Annotated in this window: 23 protein-coding genes; 15 read left to right on the top strand and 8 right to left on the bottom strand. The window is 69.4% G+C overall.

Going from position 1 to position 18,721, the window contains the following annotated elements; genetic code table 11:
- Window position 1 precedes the first annotated feature (1 nt).
- From tsaE to K883_RS26235, 7 genes are all read left to right on the top strand, one after another.
- Entirely contained in the window at window positions 2-493 is a 492-nt protein-coding gene (tsaE, locus tag K883_RS04415) for a tRNA (adenosine(37)-N6)-threonylcarbamoyltransferase complex ATPase subunit type 1 TsaE (protein WP_036453805.1), read from the top strand.
- Window positions 490-1,116 carry a tRNA (adenosine(37)-N6)-threonylcarbamoyltransferase complex dimerization subunit type 1 TsaB gene (gene tsaB / locus K883_RS04410; protein WP_014712320.1) on the top strand — a complete coding sequence of 209 codons (627 nt, stop codon included), beginning with the start codon at window positions 490-492 and terminating at the stop codon, window positions 1,114-1,116. Before tsaE ends, tsaB begins: the two co-directional genes overlap by 4 nt.
- Window positions 1,113-1,574, top strand: coding sequence for a ribosomal protein S18-alanine N-acetyltransferase (gene rimI / locus K883_RS04405; RefSeq protein WP_014712319.1), 462 nt, complete (start codon window positions 1,113-1,115; stop codon window positions 1,572-1,574). Before tsaB ends, rimI begins: the two co-directional genes overlap by 4 nt.
- Complete coding sequence (gene tsaD / locus K883_RS04400; RefSeq protein WP_014712318.1) at window positions 1,571-2,596, top strand: tRNA (adenosine(37)-N6)-threonylcarbamoyltransferase complex transferase subunit TsaD; 1,026 nt, start codon at window positions 1,571-1,573, stop codon at window positions 2,594-2,596. The genes rimI and tsaD overlap by 4 nt, the downstream gene beginning before the upstream one ends.
- 240 nt (window positions 2,597-2,836) lie before the next feature.
- The gene (gene groES / locus K883_RS04395) at window positions 2,837-3,139 is read left to right on the top strand and encodes a co-chaperone GroES (protein WP_007167930.1); all 303 of its coding nucleotides are present in this window, start codon (window positions 2,837-2,839) and stop codon (window positions 3,137-3,139) included.
- Window positions 3,140-3,234: 95 nt separating this feature from the next.
- Window positions 3,235-4,854 (top strand): chaperonin GroEL, encoded by a 1,620-nt coding sequence (groL, locus tag K883_RS04390; protein WP_036453803.1) that lies wholly within the window; start codon window positions 3,235-3,237, stop codon window positions 4,852-4,854.
- A gap of 91 nt (window positions 4,855-4,945) precedes the next feature.
- Window positions 4,946-5,518, top strand: coding sequence for a carboxymuconolactone decarboxylase family protein (locus K883_RS26235; RefSeq protein ID WP_051701142.1), 573 nt, complete (start codon window positions 4,946-4,948; stop codon window positions 5,516-5,518).
- A 90-nt stretch (window positions 5,519-5,608) separates the two neighbouring features.
- On the opposite strand, the gene K883_RS04380 is transcribed toward K883_RS26235, so the two are convergent.
- Genes K883_RS04380 through K883_RS04360 form a run of 5 tightly spaced genes read right to left on the bottom strand, consistent with a single transcriptional unit; the run spans window position 5,609 to window position 8,753 of the window.
- Window positions 5,609-6,259, bottom strand: coding sequence for a DUF1345 domain-containing protein (locus K883_RS04380; RefSeq protein ID WP_036453801.1), 651 nt, complete (start codon window positions 6,257-6,259; stop codon window positions 5,609-5,611).
- On the bottom strand, window positions 6,256-6,663 hold the full coding sequence (locus K883_RS04375) for a hypothetical protein (protein ID WP_036453799.1): 408 nt from the start codon (window positions 6,661-6,663) through the stop codon (window positions 6,256-6,258). The genes K883_RS04380 and K883_RS04375 overlap by 4 nt, the downstream gene beginning before the upstream one ends.
- A gap of 55 nt (window positions 6,664-6,718) precedes the next feature.
- Window positions 6,719-7,447, bottom strand: a complete 729-nt coding sequence (locus tag K883_RS04370; RefSeq protein ID WP_036453797.1) for a superoxide dismutase family protein — start codon at window positions 7,445-7,447, stop codon at window positions 6,719-6,721.
- Entirely contained in the window at window positions 7,444-7,965 is a 522-nt protein-coding gene (locus tag K883_RS04365) for a hemerythrin domain-containing protein (RefSeq protein WP_051701141.1), read from the bottom strand. The genes K883_RS04370 and K883_RS04365 overlap by 4 nt, the downstream gene beginning before the upstream one ends.
- On the bottom strand, window positions 7,962-8,753 hold the full coding sequence (locus K883_RS04360) for a Rieske (2Fe-2S) protein (protein ID WP_081914345.1): 792 nt from the start codon (window positions 8,751-8,753) through the stop codon (window positions 7,962-7,964). Before K883_RS04360 ends, K883_RS04365 begins: the two co-directional genes overlap by 4 nt.
- Before the next feature lie 433 nt (window positions 8,754-9,186).
- Between K883_RS04360 and K883_RS04355 the strand changes: the two genes are divergently transcribed.
- On the top strand, window positions 9,187-9,684 hold the full coding sequence (locus K883_RS04355; protein WP_036453794.1) for a GreA/GreB family elongation factor: 498 nt from the start codon (window positions 9,187-9,189) through the stop codon (window positions 9,682-9,684).
- Entirely contained in the window at window positions 9,684-9,851 is a 168-nt protein-coding gene (locus K883_RS27435) for a hypothetical protein (protein WP_164681170.1), read from the top strand. Before K883_RS04355 ends, K883_RS27435 begins: the two co-directional genes overlap by 1 nt.
- A 28-nt stretch (window positions 9,852-9,879) precedes the next feature.
- Here K883_RS27435 and K883_RS04350 read toward each other — a convergent pair whose 3' ends face one another.
- Window positions 9,880-10,182, bottom strand: a complete 303-nt coding sequence (locus tag K883_RS04350; protein WP_036453792.1) for a WhiB family transcriptional regulator — start codon at window positions 10,180-10,182, stop codon at window positions 9,880-9,882.
- Window positions 10,183-10,545: 363 nt separating this feature from the next.
- Between K883_RS04350 and K883_RS04345 the strand changes: the two genes are divergently transcribed.
- The 3 genes from K883_RS04345 to K883_RS04335 all read left to right on the top strand — a co-directional run bounded on the left by K883_RS04345 (window position 10,546) and on the right by K883_RS04335 (window position 12,646).
- A complete protein-coding gene (locus tag K883_RS04345) occupies window positions 10,546-11,376 on the top strand; it encodes a hypothetical protein (protein ID WP_051701140.1) in 831 nt (276 codons plus the stop codon).
- Window positions 11,377-11,466: 90 nt separating this feature from the next.
- The gene (locus tag K883_RS04340) at window positions 11,467-12,045 is read left to right on the top strand and encodes a sigma-70 family RNA polymerase sigma factor (RefSeq protein WP_014381051.1); all 579 of its coding nucleotides are present in this window, start codon (window positions 11,467-11,469) and stop codon (window positions 12,043-12,045) included.
- The gene (locus K883_RS04335) at window positions 12,032-12,646 is read left to right on the top strand and encodes an anti-sigma-D factor RsdA (protein WP_231504801.1); all 615 of its coding nucleotides are present in this window, start codon (window positions 12,032-12,034) and stop codon (window positions 12,644-12,646) included. Before K883_RS04340 ends, K883_RS04335 begins: the two co-directional genes overlap by 14 nt.
- Here K883_RS04335 and K883_RS04330 read toward each other — a convergent pair.
- Window positions 12,640-13,053 (bottom strand): DUF5319 domain-containing protein, encoded by a 414-nt coding sequence (locus tag K883_RS04330; protein WP_007773416.1) that lies wholly within the window; start codon window positions 13,051-13,053, stop codon window positions 12,640-12,642. The two genes, K883_RS04335 and K883_RS04330, sit on opposite strands and share 7 nt — an antisense overlap.
- Before the next feature lie 163 nt (window positions 13,054-13,216).
- Here K883_RS04330 and guaB point away from each other — a divergent pair, with 163 nt between their 5' ends.
- From guaB to K883_RS04315, 3 genes are all read left to right on the top strand, one after another.
- On the top strand, window positions 13,217-14,812 hold the full coding sequence (gene guaB, locus K883_RS04325; RefSeq protein WP_036453789.1) for an IMP dehydrogenase: 1,596 nt from the start codon (window positions 13,217-13,219) through the stop codon (window positions 14,810-14,812).
- A gap of 7 nt (window positions 14,813-14,819) precedes the next feature.
- Complete coding sequence (locus K883_RS04320; protein ID WP_014712314.1) at window positions 14,820-15,947, top strand: GuaB3 family IMP dehydrogenase-related protein; 1,128 nt, start codon at window positions 14,820-14,822, stop codon at window positions 15,945-15,947.
- A 121-nt stretch (window positions 15,948-16,068) separates the two neighbouring features.
- Entirely contained in the window at window positions 16,069-17,817 is a 1,749-nt protein-coding gene (locus tag K883_RS04315) for a GMC family oxidoreductase (RefSeq protein ID WP_036453787.1), read from the top strand.
- Here the strand turns inward: K883_RS04315 and K883_RS04310 are convergent.
- The gene (locus K883_RS04310) at window positions 17,814-18,716 is read right to left on the bottom strand and encodes a TauD/TfdA dioxygenase family protein (protein ID WP_014712312.1); all 903 of its coding nucleotides are present in this window, start codon (window positions 18,714-18,716) and stop codon (window positions 17,814-17,816) included. The genes K883_RS04315 and K883_RS04310 overlap by 4 nt on opposite strands.
- Window positions 18,717-18,721: the final 5 nt, after the last annotated feature.

The following is an 18,721-nucleotide window of genomic DNA, read 5'->3' as shown; positions in this document are numbered from 1 at the left end:
CTTGCGATCGCCGCGGGGTGAGGGCACCGCGACCTGCGAGCGCGTCGAGGACACGATCGCGTTGGGGACCCGGCTCGGTGAGCAGCTGCGGGCGGGCGACGTGGTGGTGCTCTCCGGTCCGCTCGGTGCGGGAAAGACCGTGCTGGCCAAGGGGATTGCCGCGGCCATGGACGTCGATGGCCCGGTCACCTCGCCGTCCTATGTGTTGGCGCGGGTGCATCCGCCGCGACGGGAAAACGCCCCGGCGATGATTCACGTCGACATGTACCGGTTGCTCGACCACACCGACAACCGGGGCGCCGACCTGCTCGGTGAGCTCGATTCGCTGGACTTGGACAGCGATCTCGACGACGCTGTCGTCGTGGTGGAATGGGGTGAGGGCCTGGTCGAGCGCCTCGCGGAACGCCGCCTCGACATCAGGCTGGAGCGCCTCAGCGGGTCCGACGTGCGGATCGCGACCTGGCGGTGGGCCGACAGCAGGGCCGGTTCATGAGCACCCTCGTCCTTGCCCTCGACACCGCCACCCCGGCGGTGACGGCCGGCATCGTGCGGCGCGAGGACCTGTGCGTGCTGGCGCAGCGGGTCACCGTCGACGCCCGCGCCCACGCCGAACGCCTGACCCCGAATGTGCTTGCCGCCCTTGCCGATGCGGGGCTGACAATGGCCGACCTCGACGCCGTCGTGGTGGGCTGCGGCCCGGGTCCGTTCACCGGCCTGCGGGCCGGGATGGCCACCGCCGCCGCCTACGGGCATGCGCTCGGTATCCCGGTGCACGGCGTGTGCAGCCTGGACGCCATCGGCGTGCACACCACCGGGGACGCGCTCGTGGTGACCGACGCCCGACGGCGCGAGGTCTACTGGGCCCGCTACCGCGACGGCGTCCGGACCGGCGGACCGGGTGTTGATGCCCCCGCCGACGTCGACCACGGCGGAGCGCAGGCGGTGGCCGGCTCACCCGACCACGCGGCGATGTTCGGCCTGCCGGTGTGCGGTCCCGTCCACCCGGCACCGGCCGGACTCGTTGCCGCGGTGGGGGATTGGCGCGATGACCCGGCTCCGCTGGTGGCCCTGTACCTGCGTCGGCCCGACGCCAAACCCCTGGCGGCGCGGCAATGATCGCCGAGCCGGTGACCGTCGGGGCGTTGACGCGAGCCGACGCGCAGCGCTGCGCCGAGCTGGAGGCGCAGCTCTTCGACGGCGACGATCCGTGGCCGGCGGCGGCGTTCAACCGCGAATTGGCCAGTGCCCACAACCATTACGTGGGCGCGCGCGTCGGCGGAACGCTCGTCGGCTACGCCGGCATCTCGCGATTGGGCCGCACACCGCCCTACGAGCACGAGGTCCACACCATCGGCGTGGACCCCGCCTACCAGGGGCAGGGCATCGGCCGCCGGTTGCTCGACGAGCTGCTGACGTTCGCCGACGGCGGCGTCGTGTACCTGGAGGTGCGCACCGACAACGAGGCGGCCATCGGGCTGTACCGCAGTGTCGGGTTCGAGCAGATCGGCGTGCGCCGGCGCTACTACCGGGTCAGCGGCGCCGACGCCTACACCATGCGGCGGGAGGCGCTGTGACGACGATCTTGGCCATCGAATCCTCGTGCGACGAAACGGGAGTTGGCATCGCGCGGCTGGACACCGACGGCACCGTCACCCTGCTGGCCGACGAGGTGGCCTCCAGCGTCGACGAACACGTGCGGTTCGGCGGCGTGGTCCCCGAGATCGCCTCGCGCGCGCACCTGGAGGCGTTGGGGCCCGCCATGCGCCGCGCACTGTCGGCCGCGGGCCTGGACAGGCCCGACATCGTCGCCGCCACCATCGGGCCCGGGCTGGCCGGCGCCCTTTTGGTGGGAGTTGCTGCGGCCAAAGCCTATTCGGCCGCCTGGGGGGTTCCGTTCTATGCGGTGAACCATCTGGGCGGGCACCTGGCCGCCGATGTCTACGAGCACGGGCCACTGCCCGAGTGCGTGGCGCTGCTGGTCTCGGGCGGCCACACCCACCTGCTGCACGTGCGCTCGCTCGGCGAGCCGATCGTCGAGCTGGGCAGCACCGTCGACGACGCGGCCGGCGAGGCCTACGACAAGGTGGCGCGGCTGCTGGGGCTGGGCTACCCGGGCGGCAGAGTGCTCGACGAGCTGGCCCGCACCGGCGACCGCGACGCGATCGCCTTCCCGCGCGGCATGACGGGGCCGCGCGACGACCCCTACGCGTTCAGCTTCTCCGGCCTCAAGACGGCCGTGGCCCGGCACCTGGAAAGCCACCCGGACGCGGTGAACGCCGACGTCGCCGCCGGGTTCCAGGAGGCGGTGGCCGACGTGCTGACCCGCAAGGCCGTGCGCGCCGCGACGGGCCTCGGCGTCTCGACACTGCTGATCGCCGGGGGAGTGGCCGCGAATTCGCGGTTGCGGGAGCTGGCGGAGCAGCGCTGCGCGGCGGCCGGCCTGACGTTGCGCATCCCCAGGCCCCGGCTGTGCACCGACAACGGGGCGATGATCGCGTCGTTCGCCGCGCATCTGGTGGCGGCCGGGGCGCCGCCGTCCCCGCTGGACGCGCCCAGCGACCCGGGCCTGCCGGTGGTGAAGGCGCAGGTCAGCTGATCGCTGAGGGCGAACACGCGGGGAGCAGCGGGGCCCCCTTGAGTGCTAGCACTCCCGTGTATAGAGTGCTAGGTGGCAATCGGCCACGCCCTGTGTCGGCACCCGCGACGACGGCGCTCGGGCATGGACGAATGCCGAACACCTGATAATTCGGCAGGTTCCGGGCCCGCCCCGGACCGGCCACCAACTCCCGGTCCGGGCTCGTCCCGGACCCGACCCAAACACTGGAGGGCTCCAATCGTGGCGAAGGTGAACATCAAGCCACTCGAGGACAAGATTCTCGTGCAGGCCAACGAGGCCGAGACCACGACCGCGTCCGGTCTGGTCATTCCCGACACCGCCAAGGAGAAGCCGCAGGAAGGCACCGTCGTCGCAGTCGGCCCCGGCCGGTGGGACGAAGACGGCGAGAAGCGCATCCCGCTGGACGTCTCGGAAGGCGACACCGTCATCTACAGCAAGTACGGCGGCACCGAGATCAAGTACAACGGCGAGGAGTACCTGATCCTGTCGGCGCGCGACGTGCTGGCTGTCGTCTCCAAGTAAGAACCGTGTCCCGCCCCGGCGATCCCCGCGTCCGCGCGGGTGATTTCCGGGGCGGCATGCGTTAGAGCCTCAGAGCTGGGGCGTGAAGGAGCCTGATGAGCAAGATTATTGAGTACGACGAAACGGCGCGCCGCGCCATCGAGGCGGGCGTGAACACGCTCGCCGACGCGGTACGCGTGACGTTGGGCCCGCGCGGCCGGCATGTGGTGCTGGCCAAGGCATTCGGCGGGCCCGCGGTCACCAACGACGGTGTCACCGTCGCGCGGGAGATCGACCTGGAAGACCCGTTCGAGAACCTGGGCGCCCAGCTGGTGAAGTCGGTGGCGACCAAGACCAACGACGTCGCCGGCGACGGGACCACCACGGCCACCGTGCTGGCCCAGGCGCTGGTCAAGGGCGGCCTGCGCCTGGTTGCGGCCGGCGCCAACCCCATCGAACTCGGTGCGGGAATCTCCAAGGCCGCCGACGCGGTGTCCGAGGCCCTGCTGGCGTCGGCCACCCCGGTCTCCGGGAAGGAAGCGATCGCCCAGGTGGCGACCGTGTCGTCGCGTGACCAGCTCCTCGGCGAGCTCGTCGGCGAGGCGATGACCAAGGTCGGCACCGACGGCGTGGTCAGCGTCGAGGAATCCTCCACGCTGAGCACCGAGCTCGAGTTCACCGAGGGCGTCGGCTTCGACAAGGGCTTCCTGTCGGCGTATTTCGTGACCGACTTCGACGCCCAGCAGGCCGTGCTGGACGACCCGGTGATCCTGTTGCACCAGGAGAAGATCAGCTCGCTGCCCGACCTGCTGCCCATGCTGGAAAAGGTCGCCGAATCCGGCAACCCGCTGCTGATCATCGCCGAGGACATCGAGGGCGAGCCGCTGGCGACCCTCGTGGTGAACTCGATTCGCAAGACGCTCAAGGCCGTCGCCGTCAAGGCGCCGTTCTTCGGCGACCGTCGCAAGGCGTTCCTCGAGGATCTGGCGATCGTGACGGGCGGCCAGGTGATCAACCCCGACGCCGGCCTGCTGCTGCGCGAGGTCGGCACGGACGTGCTGGGCTCGGCTCGCCGCGTGGTGGTCAGCAAGGACGACACCGTCATCGTCGACGGCGGCGGCGCCAAGGACGCGGTGGCCAACCGCATCAAGCAGCTGCGCGCCGAGATCGAGTCCACCGACTCCGACTGGGACCGCGAGAAGCTGCAGGAGCGGCTGGCCAAGCTGGCCGGCGGTGTCGCCGTGATCCAGGTGGGTGCCGCCACCGAGACCGCGCTCAAGGAGCGCAAGGAAAGCGTCGAGGATGCCGTCGCGGCCGCCAAGGCCGCCGTCGAGGAGGGCATCGTCGCCGGTGGCGGCTCGGCGCTGCTGCAGACGCGCAAGGCGCTTCAACAGCTGCGCGGCTCGCTGTCCGGCGATCAAGCGCTCGGCGTCGACGTCTTCTCCGAGGCGCTGGCGGCCCCGCTGTACTGGATCGCCACCAACGCCGGGCTCGACGGCGCGGTCGCGGTGCACAAGGTGACCGAGCTGCCCAACGGGCACGGGCTGAACGCGGACAAGCTCACCTACGGTGACTTGATCGCCGACGGTGTCATCGACCCGGTCAAGGTCACCCGCTCGGCGGTGCTCAACGCGGCGTCGGTGGCGCGGATGGTGCTGACCACCGAGACGGTGGTCGTCGACAAGCCCGCCGAGGAAGCCGATGACCACGGCCACGGCCATCACCACCATCACTGAGTAGCAACGGAATACCCCCGGGCCGATCGACGCCCGGGGGTATTTTCGTTCCGAAGTCCGTACGACGGAACGACCCGAAGAGGACAACCTCATGGGAAAGCCCACGCCATACCAATATTCCGTTGTTGTCCCGCTTCCCGAGGAAGACGAGATCGCCCGCGCGGTCGGTGACGGCTATGACCCCGATACGGCGCTCAATGTCATGAAGATGATGAGCGGCACCGGTGACTTCTTCCCGGCGCTCGCCGGCATGGTGCAAGCCGTCTTCGGTGAGCGCGACATCGACGCAAAGCACCGCGAGGTCATCATTCTGCGGGCGGCCTCGGTGCTCAACTGCCCCTACGAGTGGCAGGCGAACGAACAGATGGCCCGCAACGCGGGCCTCACGACGTCAGAAATCGAAACGATCGCCGAGGATGGCGACCTGCAAAGCCTCGATGCCGACTATCAGCTGTTGATCGCGGCCACCGACGAGCTCCTCAAGTCCGGCACCCTCACCGATCGGACTCTGCAAGCACTTCTCGACACGTTCGGGATCACGACGACACGCAAATACATTGCCACCATCGGCTGGTTCAGCATGCTGAGCCTGTTCCTCAACGGCAACAGGGTCCCCATGGAGACAACCGACAAGATCGGCCAGCGCACCTCGCCCCTCGGGTGAGGATGCGGCCGCAATCCGGCACCACCACCGCCATCATCACCAGCCAGTGAACGGATGCCCCGCGGTCGGCGCGCTACGACGACCTCGCCTTTAGAACTTGGCACCCAATCCCGCGATCAGGTTGATGGTGACCGCCAGGACGACCGCGCCGAGCAGGTAGGACAGCAGCGCCTGGCGCAGCACCGTCGCCCTGATGGATGTCAATCCGATCTCGGTGTCTGACACCTGATAGGTCATGCCGACGGTGAAGGCGACATACGCAAAGTCGCGAAAGCGCGGTGGCTCCGGATCGTGGAAGTTGATTCCGCCCGGCTCGTCCGAGTAATACAGCCGCGCATAGTGGACGGTGAACAGCGTGTGCACGGCGAACCAGGATGCCGCGACGGTCAGGATGCCGACGACGGCGGCTTCCACGGCGCCGGGACCCGAACGCGACGCCGCGGCGACCACGTAACCCACCCCGCCCAGGCTCGCGACGCTCGCCGACACGATGACCGCGTCGGATGCCCACCGGGTGGGATCCTCCCGGGTCGCGTATTCGCGGGTTTGATCGGCATCCATTCCGCCCAGGATGAGCCGCGTCCACACCACGTAGACGCCGGCGGTCACGATCCAGCCGGCCAGCGCGAACCGCCAGCCGACGGTGTTCCCCACCCCAAGGGCGACGGCGACTCCGAGCACGGCGGCCACCACTATCCGCGCCCCGACCGTGTCGCGAAAGAAGTCGGCGAGGGCTTTCACACGAGGACCCCGACGATGACGATGCCGACGCCCACCACCACCGCCAGCGAGAGCGACACCAACCCGAAGCTGACAAAGCTCTCCTTGGCGGCCGAGGCCTCAAAGTCGCCCGCCGCGATGGGCGCGAATCTGCGACCGGCGCCCCACACCGCCGCGAACAGCGTCGTCAGCCAGTTCGCGTAGGCCGCGTACACGATGAGCGCGACCGCCGCGATTCCCCACGCGTGGGCCAGGTGGATGTGTGGCCACAGCAGACCGAGCAACACGAGGAACATGCCGTTGAGCAACGCCTCGAGGTGGCTCGACAACCCCATGCGCGCGTTCTTCAGTGCGGGGACGGCCAGCCCGGTGAGCAGGCCGAGCAGAAACAAGACCAGACCCAGGGTGAACAGCGCGGTCTGCATCTCAGAACAGTAATTCGCCGCCGCGGGGCGGGCGCCGTTTTTCGGGCCTAAAGGGTCAGCGGGTTCCCGGGGGCAGGCTCGGCGGGGTCGTAACGGTCGTGGTCGGTGTGGACGTCGCGGCCGGGGTGCTGGTGACCGTGACCGTGCTCGTGCTGGTGCTGATCGATGGCGGGGGCACCGCGACGGTTGTGGTGCTGGTCGTGACGCTGGTGGTCGACGAGGTCGTCGTCGCCGACGCCGCGGCGATCACGCCGCAGGCGATGCGCTTGTTCGACTCGGCGGTCGGGCTGGTGCCCAAGTTGTCGACACTCTGGTGCAGGATCAGCGCGCTGCCCGAGCTGCTTCTCAGGTCCGCGGCGGTAAACGAGTTGCTGGTGGTGACCAGTTTCGCCGAGCCGTCGGAGCGCACCTGCAGCGCGGTCAGGTCTCCGCTGGCGGGGTAGCCCGTGTGATCGGCCGCCTGGTAGACGCTTCCCGCGGAGTCGAAGTCGCCCTCGCATTTGCCGACCGAATGGATTTGCAGCCCATGGAAACCGGGGCTCAGCACCTGGTTGGGGCCGGCCTCCACGGTCACCGTGGCGTAGCCGTTCGCGAATTCGAAGGTCGCATTGGCGACCGGAATCCCGTCGGCGGTCTTGAGCTGGGTGGTCAGCCGCTCCGCGCCCGGGGCGGGGCTGGTCAGCGGCGACGTATTGGGTTGGCTGCCCTGCTGGTTCGCGCAGCCGGCCAGCGGTGCGAGGGTCGCGGTGAGCGCCGCGACCGCGAAGGATGCGCCCTTGTTCATGGGCGGTGCCTACCCAATTCGCCGATTTCAAAAACGGGCGCGACTCGCCGCAGCAGGGCCGCGCGGCCGCGGACGCGCAGCCTGTTGAGCCTCGACTGCCGTAGCCGGGCGATGCGCTCGACCATTTGATTCCCGAGGTTGTCGAGCAAGTCCTCACTCAAATCTATTGGGGCCGGACACAAGTCGCGTTCCTCCTCGCTGGCGTGGGCGTCGAGGACCCGGACGAAAGAGGACCATTCGTCTTGGTAATCCGGTGCGGTCGGCGCCGTCCGCAGGAGCACCGCCAGCTGATCCCACACTTGGCGGTGCTCCGCGTGGGCGATGGCGACAAGTGCGCTCGCCGCCGCTACCGCCGGATAGAACAGGTCGTCTTCGATGCGCATGTGGATGTCCAACTCGAACAGCAGCTCATCGAGGGCGGCCTGGCGCTCGTCGGCCTCGGGCGGTATCGCGGTGATCCTCTCGCAGAGTCCGCGTAAAACTCTGTGGTGCTCGAACAGGACGTCGTAGGCATTCATCGCTTTACTCCGCGCACCTCGACGAGTCCGTCGCGGATCCGCACCGGATAACGCGGCAGCGCCGCTGTTGCCGGTCCGCGCAACACTTCTCCCGATTCGCACGCGAACCTGGAACCGTGCCAGGGGCACACGATTCGATCGCGGTCGATCCAGCCGTCGTTCATCGGCGCGCCCAGGTGGGGGCAGTGCTCGCCGACGGCCAGCACCCGGCCTTCGTTGCGATAGAGCACCACGCCGACGCCGGCCACCTCGATTCGCCGCGGCCGGCCATCCAAGGCCGCGACCGGCAACACCGGTGTCCACCGGTCTCCGCTCAGCCGGGCGCCGGAGCGGTCGACCCCGGTGCCCGATGCGAACACCAACGTGCCGCCGAGGTAGCCGGCGCCGAGGGTGAGCCCGTAGCCCAGCGCGCTCGCCGCCATCCCGCGCCGGTGCCGCCCGCTCCGGCGGTCCCACCAGGACGCCGCGTACAGGCCCGTCGCGATCGCATTGAGGGCGCCGTGGACGAGACCGATTCGACGCGATTGTTCGTGGGTGTGCTGCCAGTCCGTCAGTCCGGTGGCGGCCGCGCCGACGCTGCCGGCGAGCCCGACGCTCAGCGCAAACCTCGACGCGTCGTGCAACTGCGCGGCCCGGCGCGGCAACACGCTGACCGCATCCATCGCGACCGTCGTCGTCAGCGCTCCCATCGGAATCGACGTCAGAGCCGGATGCAGCGGGTGACCGAGCCAGGTGCCGTGCAAGAAATTGCTGATCCGATCCCGGTGCCGACCCGCCGCGGCGAACACGAAGGCGAGAACGTGCTCGAGTCGGTAGCTCGGCCGATCCAGCCACGCTTGTCGTCCCAGTGTGGTGCGCCCATGTGCCACAGTGCATCCCCTCCGTTGTGCGGGGACCGGCGCGGCGCAACGCGTCTCGACGCCGCGTCGGCTTTGGACCGCGGCTGGCCCGCCGCGTCCATGTCTGGTTCACGGACCGCGGACGCGGATCGTTCATTTTCACGGCTGCTGATCGAACCGAAACCGATGTTGTCGGAGCGCGACAACGAACCCCCGCGCCGTTGTCCGGTTCGGGCAAGCGCCGGCGCGACGGGCCACGCGACCATGGAATCAGCGACGGACGAAGACTTCGCCCCCAGGGCGACCCGAGTCGTCAGGGGCGGTGCACCGGCCCGCCCGCCCCTGGCGGCAACCCCTCCGACACGAAAGGACGCCACGCGCCATGACCACCATCCAGCGCATCCGGATGACGCCGCAGGACTACACGCGATTGCACGACGAACTGGCCGGGCTGCGTTCGCGCCGCGGGGCCGAGGTTCCCGACGACCTCATGGACTACAACCCGAATCGCCGTGCGCGCCAGTCCGTGCGACGCGCGCGCATCTGCGAGATCGAGGGCCTGCTGTCCCACGCGGTCGTCGTCGGCGAAGGGGCGGCCTTTGACCCCGTCGCCGAAGCGGGCATGGTGTTGACCATCCGCTACGACGACACCGGCGAGACGGAGACGCTTCTGCTCGGCCGGCCGTGCCCCGAGGCCGCCGGCATCAAGGCCTATTCGATGGCGTCCCCGCTGGGTCGCGCGATCGCCGGCGCCCGCCCCGGCGATCAGCGTTTCTACGCCATCCCGGGTGGGACGGGGCGGTCCGTGACGGTACTTAAGGCCCTGCCGTACGAGATGCATGCGGCGAAAAGCCTTGTGCCACAGGTGGTCTTGCGGTGATGAAGGTGATGGAAGCAACCCGACGCGGCGTCCCGGAACGACACGAGGCGAAATCAACGCTCCTGCAGCATGATCCGTGGCACGTTCCGGACAAGCAGATCCACCGCTGGGAAGGCGAGGGCGGCGCGCAGTACCTGCCCAGGCCGCGTCGACGGCCGGAAAACTAGGCCGCCGCCCGCGAAAGTCGATCGGGGGTCAGGCGCTGCGCCGGATGGCGCGGCCGATGTCGCCCTTGAGCAGCAGGTCGCGCTCGGATTCCGACAGGCCACCCCAAACCCCGTAGGGCTCACCGACTTCGAGGGCGTGCGAACGGCATTCCTGGATCACCGGGCACTGTCGGCACATTTCCTTGGCGCGCTGTTCGCGTTGCATGCGGGCGCGGCCGCGCTCGCCGTCGGGGTGGAAGAACACCGCTGAGTCAACGCCGCGGCACAATCCCTGCAGTTGCCAATTCCACATGTCGGCGTTGGGTCCAGGTAGCTGCTCCGGCTGTGGCATTGGTTCGTTCCCTCTCTGCACGGCCCGCCCACGTGCGGTCGGGTTCGCGAAAGCGATTGTGTGCAACTTAAATTAAGTGGAGTGGAGTCCCCGATGACTACCCGTCATGCGTAGACGTTAGGGGCGACGGTTAATTTCCGTCAATAGCCACTTAGCCCGGCAAAGTATGTGTTCCTTGGTGCAAAATTAACGTTGCGTTCATCTCGAATGAAATGGCGCCGCCGACGGGGCGCTACCAGGCGGTTGTCCGAAACGAGATTTCCCAGCTCAGCGCCGACCGCGCCCGCGGACCGAATTTATCCATGGGTTATAGTGATTAACTGTTCGGTAACAGGAAGACCACAAACTGTTTACTACATCATTGTGATTGAAACTCGTCACACTTCCTTGATTGAGCGGCGGCTGGCCGACGCCGCGTTCGGAGACGGGCCCGGCGACTGGCCGCTGCCGTCGGCGACGACGCCCGCGCAACTGTGGCTGCGAGCCGTCGCGGCCGGGGGACAGGGGCGCTACGGCGCCGCGCAGCGCGACCTCGCGGCGCTGCGGCGCGCTGCGCCGGCCGGCCGGCTGGCCTCGCTGGGCATGAGCACGCAGGGATCGTTCGTGCGCCAGCTCGGTTGGCACACCGTCGCGCGCCGCTGGGACGGGCGCGCCCTGGCGCTGGCCGGCGCCGATCCCGAGGCGGGCGCCGACGCCCTGATCGGGCTGGCGGCCGACGCGCTGGGCGTGGGGCGCTTCGCGGCCGCGGCGGCGCTGCTGGCGCGCGCCGACCCGCTGCTGGCAGCCACGGACCCCAAAACGCCCGTGCCCGACCGGATTCCGGTGCGCCGGCGGTGGGTGGCCGCCGAGCTCGCGATGGCCCGCGGCGAGGGTGACGTCGCCGTCCGCCATGCCGGCGAGGCGGTGGAGCTGGCGGCGGCCATGAGCGTCCCGTCGGCCCGGCACCGAGTCAAGAGCGAGGTCGTGCTGGCCGCCGCGCTGTGCAGCTCGGGAAACATCCAGCGCGCCCGCGCGGTCGCGGACGCCGCGCTGCAGACCACCGGCCGGTTAGGTCTGCTCCCGTTGCGTTGGGCGTTGGCGTGCTTGCTGATCGATATCGAAAGCGTCACGTTTTCGGCACAGCAACTGCACGAAATCCGGGATGTCTGCGCAGGCCAGGTGCGGCACGCCGGTGGAACGTGGCGTTCCGCTTGAATCGGGCCCCCGCCCGTTATTGTCATTTCGTTAGTTAGCCCAGTTGGCCCGCGATGTGTCCGGTTCGTAACGTTAGGGATATCACCGTCGATGACAATTCCAGCAGGGGAACGTCTCGATGCCGTGGTCGCCAAGGCCGTCACCGGAGACCACGGCGCGCTGAGGGAGGTGCTGGAGACCATCCGTCCGATCGTCGTGCGATATTGCCGGGCCCGCGTCGGCACGGTCGATCGGGGTGGCCTGTCAGCGGATGACGTGGCGCAGGAGGTGTGCTTGGCGACCATCACGGCGCTGCCCCGCTATCGCGATCGCGGACGCCCCTTCCTGGCCTTCCTCTATGGCATCGCGGCCCACAAGGTCGCCGACGCCCATCGGGCCGCCGGTCGTGACCTCGCCTATCCCACCGAATCGATTCCCGAACGGTGGTCGCCCGACGCGGGGCCCGAACAGCTTGCCATCGAAGCCGATTCGGTGAGCCGGATGAGCGAACTGCTCGAAATCCTGCCCGCCAAGCAGCGCGAGATCTTGATCCTGCGCGTCGTCGTCGGCCTGTCCGCCGAGGAGACCGCGGCCGCGGTCGGCAGCACCACGGGGGCGGTCCGAGTTGCCCAGCACCGCGCGTTGTCGCGGTTGAAGTCCGAGATGATTGCGGCAGGTGACTGTGCCTGAATCCCTGGATGAATTCGCCCGCACCGACCTGCTCCTCGATGCGCTGGCCCAGCGCCGGCCGGTGAGCGTCGAGGACCCCGACGTCGACGTGCTGACCACGATGCTCGAGGACTGGCGCGACAACCTGCGATGGCCGCCGGCCAGCGCGCTGGTGACGCCCGAGGAGGCCGTCAACGCGCTGCGGAAAGGACTGGCCGAGCGCCGGCGGGGCCGTCGCGGCCTGACCGCCATCGCCTCGGTCGCCGCCGCGCTGATCGCGCTCAGCGGTTTCGGCGCCATGGTGGTCGAGGCCCGTCCCGGCACCCCCCTGCACGGGCTGCACGCGATGTTCTTCGACCAACCGCGGGTCCACGAAAAGCAGGAAATGCTGGCCGCCAAGGCCGACCTGGCCAAGGTGCAGGAATCGATCGACCGCGGCGCGTGGGAGCAGGCCAAGAATCAGCTGACCGACGTGAGCAGTTTGGTGCAGTCGATCGACGACCCCGTCGCCAAGCGGGAGCTGATGAATCAGCTGAAGCTGTTGAACGCCAAGGTCGAATCGCGCAACCCGAACGCGACGCTGCCCTCGTCGGCGGCTACGCCGGGTGCGCCCAATCAGTGACGGCGGTGGAAGCCGTCGGCGTCTGACGTCGCCTCGTTGAGCGAGGCGTCGGCGTAGCCCCGGCAGTAATCCCACGTGACGTAGGCGTCCGGCTCGGGGTCATAGGCGGGCTCGTGCGGGCGCACGGTGCCGTCGATCAACAGCTGCAGCAGGTTGGCCCGCAGCATGTCCCAGTCGTGGTAGTGATCCTGCTGACACTCGTCGCAGCAGACGACGAGCCCGCGAATGCCTTTGTGCGCCAGCAACGCTTCGTACACCGCCAGATCCGCGAGGTCGGCCTCGACGGCCATCCGCTCCTGCTGATCCAGGGGCTGGCCCGGCTCGACGGCTTCCAGTGCCGCCGACGGATCACAGGGGTCGTCGGCGAAAGGATCGGGCGGCAAACCCGGTGGGAGGTGGTCGCGCACGCCCCTAGCCTACGCAGCCCGGTCGGGATAACGCCAGCAGGGAGCCGCCCGCCGTTCCCGTTCCGTTCGGGGTGCGCGGCGCGCCCCGAGCAAGCGAACTCTCACGGGAGGGGAGCCGATAGGATGGGTTTTCTCACGCCGCATCGTATGGAGGGCCCCACTGATGACCCGTGGCACGTCCCACCTGGAAGCCAGCTCTGACCTCGTCGGCAGTCCGTATGTGCGGGTCGGCGGCCTGGTCGACGACCCGGTGCCCACGGGGGGCGACAACCCGCACAAGATCGCGATGCTGGGGCTGACCTTCGACGACGTCCTGTTGCTGCCCGCGGCCTCCGACGTGGTCCCCGCCACCGCCGACACGTCCAGCCAGCTCACAAAGAAGATCAGGCTCAAGGTGCCGCTGGTGAGCTCGGCGATGGACACCGTCACCGAGTCGCGGATGGCGATCGCGATGGCGCGCGCCGGCGGCATGGGTGTGCTGCACCGCAACCTGCCGGTCGCCGAACAAGCCGGCCAGGTCGAGATGGTGAAGCGCTCCGAGGCCGGCATGGTCACCGATCCGGTCACCTGCCGCCCGGACAACACGCTGGCCCAGGTCGACGCGCTGTGCGCGCGGTTCCGCATCTCCGGCCTGCCGGTGGTCGACGAGTCGGGCGCGCTCGCCGGCATCATCACCAACCGCGACATGCGGTTCGAGGTCGACCAGACCAAGAAGGTCGCCGAGGTGATGACCAAGGCCCCGCTGATCACGGCGCAGGAGGGGGTGTCCGCCGACGCGGCGCTGGGCCTGTTGCGGCGCCACAAGATCGAGAAGCTGCCGATCGTCGACGGCCACGGCCGGCTGACCGGGCTGATCACCGTCAAGGATTTCGTCAAGACCGAACAGCACCCGCTGGCCACCAAGGACAGCGACGGCCGGCTGCTGGTCGGCGCCGCCGTCGGCGTCGGCGGCGACGCCTGGGTGCGGGCGATGATGCTAATCGACGCCGGGGTGGACGTGCTGATCGTGGACACCGCGCACGCGCACAACCGGCTGGTGCTCGACATGGTCGGCAAACTCAAGGCCGAGGCAGGCGACCGCGTCGAGGTGATCGGCGGCAACGTCGCCACCCGGTCGGCGGCCGCCGCGCTGGTCGCCGCCGGCGCCGACGCCGTGAAGGTGGGCGTGGGGCCGGGGTCGATCTGCACCACCCGGGTGGTGGCGGGCGTCGGCGCGCCGCAGATCACCGCGATCCTGGAGGCCGTCGCCGCGTGCGGGCCGGCCGGGGTGCCGGTGATCGCCGACGGCGGGCTGCAGTACTCCGGCGACATCGCCAAGGCCCTGGCCGCGGGGGCGTCGACCGCCATGCTGGGCTCGCTGCTGGCGGGCACCGCCGAGGCGCCCGGCGAGCTGATCTTCGTCAACGGCAAGCAGTTCAAGAGCTACCGCGGCATGGGGTCGCTGGGGGCTATGGCGGGCCGGGGCTCCGGGACCGGAAAGTCGTACTCCAAGGACCGCTACTTCGCCGACGACGCGCTCTCCGAGGACAAGCTGGTGCCCGAGGGCATCGAGGGCCGGGTGCCGTTCCGCGGCCCGCTGTCCTCGGTGATCCACCAGCTGACCGGCGGTCTGCGCGCGGCGATGGGGTACACCGGATCGTCGACCATCGAGGAACTGCAGCAGGCCCAGTTCGTCCGGATCACGGCGGCCGGGCTGCGGGAAAGCCACCCGCACGACGTCGCGATGACGGTCGAAGCCCCCAACTACTACGCGCGCTGAGGCCCAGATGGTCGAGATCGGGATGGGCCGCACCGCCCGTCGCAGCTATGAACTGAGCGAAGTCAGCATCGTGGCGTCCCGGCGCACCCGGTCGTCGCAGGACGTGTCGACCGCCTGGCAGCTCGACGCCTACCGGTTCGAGATCCCGGTGCTGGCGCATCCGACCGATGCGCTGGTGTCGCCGGAGTTCGCGATCGAGCTGGGCCGCCTCGGCGGGCTGGGCGTGCTCAACGGCGAGGGGCTGATCGGCCGGCACGCCGATGTCGAGGCCAAGATCGCCCAGCTGGTCGAGGCCGCCAGCAAGGAGCCCGAACCCTCGGCGGCGATCCGGCTGCTGCAGGAATTCCATGCCGCCCCGCTGAACCCGGACCTGCTGGGCTCGGCCGTCGCCCGTATCCGGGAGGCCGGCGTCACCACCGCGGTGCGGGTCAGCCCGCAAAACGCCCAGGCGCTCACCCCGGCGTTGCTGCAGGCCGGCATCGACCTGCTGGTCATCCAGGGCACCATCGTCTCGGCGGAGCGGGTCGCCAGCGACGGCGAGCCGCTGAACCTGAAGACGTTCATCTCCGAGCTCGACGTGCCGGTGGTCGCCGGCGGCGTGCAGGACCACCGCACCGCGCTGCACCTGATGCGCACCGGCGCCGCCGGCGTCATCGTCGGCTACGGCGCCACCCGGGGCGTGACCACCAGCGACGAGGTGCTGGGCATCAGCGTGCCGATGGCCACCGCGATCGCCGACGCCGCCGCCGCGCGCCGCGAATACCTCGACGAGACCGGCGGCCGGTACGTGCACGTGCTGGCCGACGGCGACATCCACACCTCGGGAGAGTTGGCGAAGGCCATCGCCTGCGGCGCCGACGCGGTGGTGCTGGGCACCCCGCTCGCCGAGTCGGCCGAGGCGCTCGGCGAGGGATGGTTCTGGCCGGCCGCGGCCGCGCACCCGTCGCTGCCGCGCGGGGCGCTGCTGCAGATCGCCGTCGGTGAACGCCCGCCGCTGCGGCAGGTGCTGGGCGGGCCGTCCGACGACCCGTTCGGCAGCCTCAACCTGGTCGGCGGCCTGCGCCGGTCGATGGCCAAGGCCGGTTACTGCGACCTCAAGGAATTCCAGAAGGTCGGGCTGACCGTCGGTAGCTAGCTCGTCATCGGCGAGTGCCCGGCCAGCCGGGCGCCGGACGCCGACCGCCCGGCCAGCCGGGCGCCCGCGCATCGGCGGAGGCCGCTGGTTTGTTACCCGCGAGTAAGGCCATACTGGTGCGATGAAGCCGGATTACGACGTACTGATCATCGGTTCGGGTTTTGGGGGCAGCGTCAGCGCATTGCGGCTGACGGAAAAGGGCTACCGCGTCGGCGTCCTCGAGGCCGGACGCCGGTTCGCCGACGAGGATTTCGCCGAGACGTCCTGGGATCTGCGCAAGTTCCTGTGGGCACCGAAGCTGGGTTGCTACGGCATCCAGCGCATCCACCCGCTGCGCAACGTGCTGATCCTGGCCGGCGCCGGCGTGGGCGGCGGCTCGCTGAACTACGCCAACACGCTATATGTGCCGCCGGAGCCGTTCTTCAAAGACCAGCAGTGGTCGCACATCACCGACTGGCGCGACGAGCTGATGCCGCACTACGACCAGGCGCGACGCATGCTGGGCGTGGTGGAGAACCCGACCTTCACCGACGCAGATCGCGTCGTCAAGGAGGTCGCCGACGACATGGGCTGCGGCGACACGTTCGTGCCGACGCCGGTCGGGGTGTTCTTTGGCCCCGACGGCACCAAGGCGCCGGGCAAGACCGTGCCGGACCCGTACTTCGGCGGCGCCGGACCCGAGCGCACCGGCTGCCTGGAGTGCGGCTGCTGCATGACCGGGTGCCGCTACGGCGCCAAGAACACCCTGCTGAAGAACTACCTCTATCTCGCGGAATCGGGTGGGGCGCAAGTCATTCCGATGACGACGGTGAAGCGGTTCGAGCAGCGCCCCGACGGGCTGTGGGAGGTCCGCACGGTGCGCACCGGCAGTTGGCTGCGCCGCGACCGGCGCACCTACACCGCCAAGCACCTGATCCTGGCCGCCGGGACGTGGGGCACCCAGCACCTGCTGTTCAAGATGCGCGACGAGGGCCGGCTGCCCCGGCTCTCCAACCGCCTCGGCGTGCTGACCCGCACCAACTCCGAGTCCATCGTCGGGGCCGGGCGCCTGGAGGTCTCTCCGGATCTGGACCTCACCCACGGGGTGGCGATCACGTCGTCGATCCACCCGACGCCCGACACCCACATCGAGCCGGTCCGCTACGGCAAGGGTTCCAACGCGATGGGGCTGCTGCAGACGTTGATGACCGACGGACCCCCTGGGCCCGGAGGGCCCGATGGGACGTTCGTGCCGCGCTGGAAGCAGTTGCTGGACACCGCCCGTGAAGATCCGCGCGGAATGCTGCGGCTGCTCAACCCGCGCCAGTGGAGTGAGCGCACCATGATCGCGCTGGTGATGCAGCACCTGGACAACTCGATCACCACGTTCACCAAACGCGGCAAGCTCGGCATCCGCTGGTACACCAGCAAGCAGGGCCACGGCGAGCCGAACCCGACGTGGATCCCGGTGGGCAACGAGGTCACCCGCCGCATCGCCGCCAAGATCGACGGCGTGGCCGGCGGCACCTGGGGCGAGCTGCTCAACATCCCGCTGACCGCGCACTTCCTCGGCGGCGCGGTGATCGGCGACAACGTCGACCACGGGGTCATCGACCCCTATCACCGGGTCTACGGCTACCCGACCCTGTATGTGGTGGACGGCGCGGCGATCTCGGCGAACCTGGGCGTGAATCCGTCGCTGTCCATCACCGCCCAGGCCGAGCGGGCCGCGTCGCTGTGGCCGAACAACGGCGAAAACGACCGGCGGCCTGCGCAGGGCGAGCCGTATCGCCGGCTGGATCCGATAGCGCCGGCGCACCCGCGGGTGCCCCTCTCCGCCCCGGGCGCGCTGCGCTGGTCACCGGTCGATCCGGTCAGCTCGGTCGGCTAGCTCGCCAGCACCTCGAGCGGTGTGCCGCTGACCACCCGGCTGCGCTCGCCGTGCACGTTGACCGGCACATCGCCCATCAAGGTGATGCGGTGCATGAGCCGGGGCTGGTCGTCGTAGTCGTCGATGGCCCGGTGCTGGGTCGCGCGGTTGTCCCACATGGCGACGTCGCCCGGCGCCCAGGCCCAGCGAATGGTGTTCTCCGGCATGGTGATTCGCCGCTGGAGTAGCTCGAGCAGCACGCTCGACTCGTGGTCGTCCAGGCCCACGAAGCCGCGCACGAAATCGCCGGCAAGCAGCGCGCGTTCACCGGTCTCCGGGTGCACCCGCACCACGGGATGTTCGGTGCGGAAGTCGGGCTTCTCGAAGGCTTGCCGAAACGCCCGCTGCGCGTCGCTCATCGACAGAACCGCCTCGGTGGACACGTAGTCGTAGCGGTTGGTGTGCAGCGCCCAGAGGTTTTCCACCAGGTGCTTCAGCGGCTCCGGCAGATGCTGGTAGGCCGCCACGGTGGAGGCCCACAGCGTCGAGCCGCCATAGGAGGGCAGGGTGACGGCCCGCAGGATCGAGGCCGCCGGGTAGTTGGCGGCGAACGTCACGTCGGTGTGCCAGCGGGTCGCCTTGCCGTACTCGGAGTCGATCGGCGTGATCACCGGCATGTGCTTGGCGGCCAGGGCGGACGCGGCCGGGTGGCCGATGGGGGTGCCCAGCAGGCGCGCGAAGTCGAGCTGCTGCTCGTCGTCCAGGTGGTGCTGGTGGCGAAAGAAGACGACCTTGTGCGTTAACAGCGCCCGGCGGATCGTCTCGACCGCGGCGTCGTCGAGGTGGCCGCCGAGGCTGACGCCGTCGATTCGGGCCCCGATGCGACTTCCCAGCTTGGTGACGGTGATTTGAGCAGTCATGTCGT

Origin of the sequence: Mycobacterium sp. TKK-01-0059, assembly GCF_000709305.1 — a bacterium.
Classification (GTDB): Bacteria; Actinomycetota; Actinomycetes; order Mycobacteriales; family Mycobacteriaceae; genus Mycobacterium; species Mycobacterium intracellulare.
The sequence above is the reverse complement of the archived record's forward strand: the minus strand, read 5'-3'. Positions and strand labels throughout refer to the sequence as shown.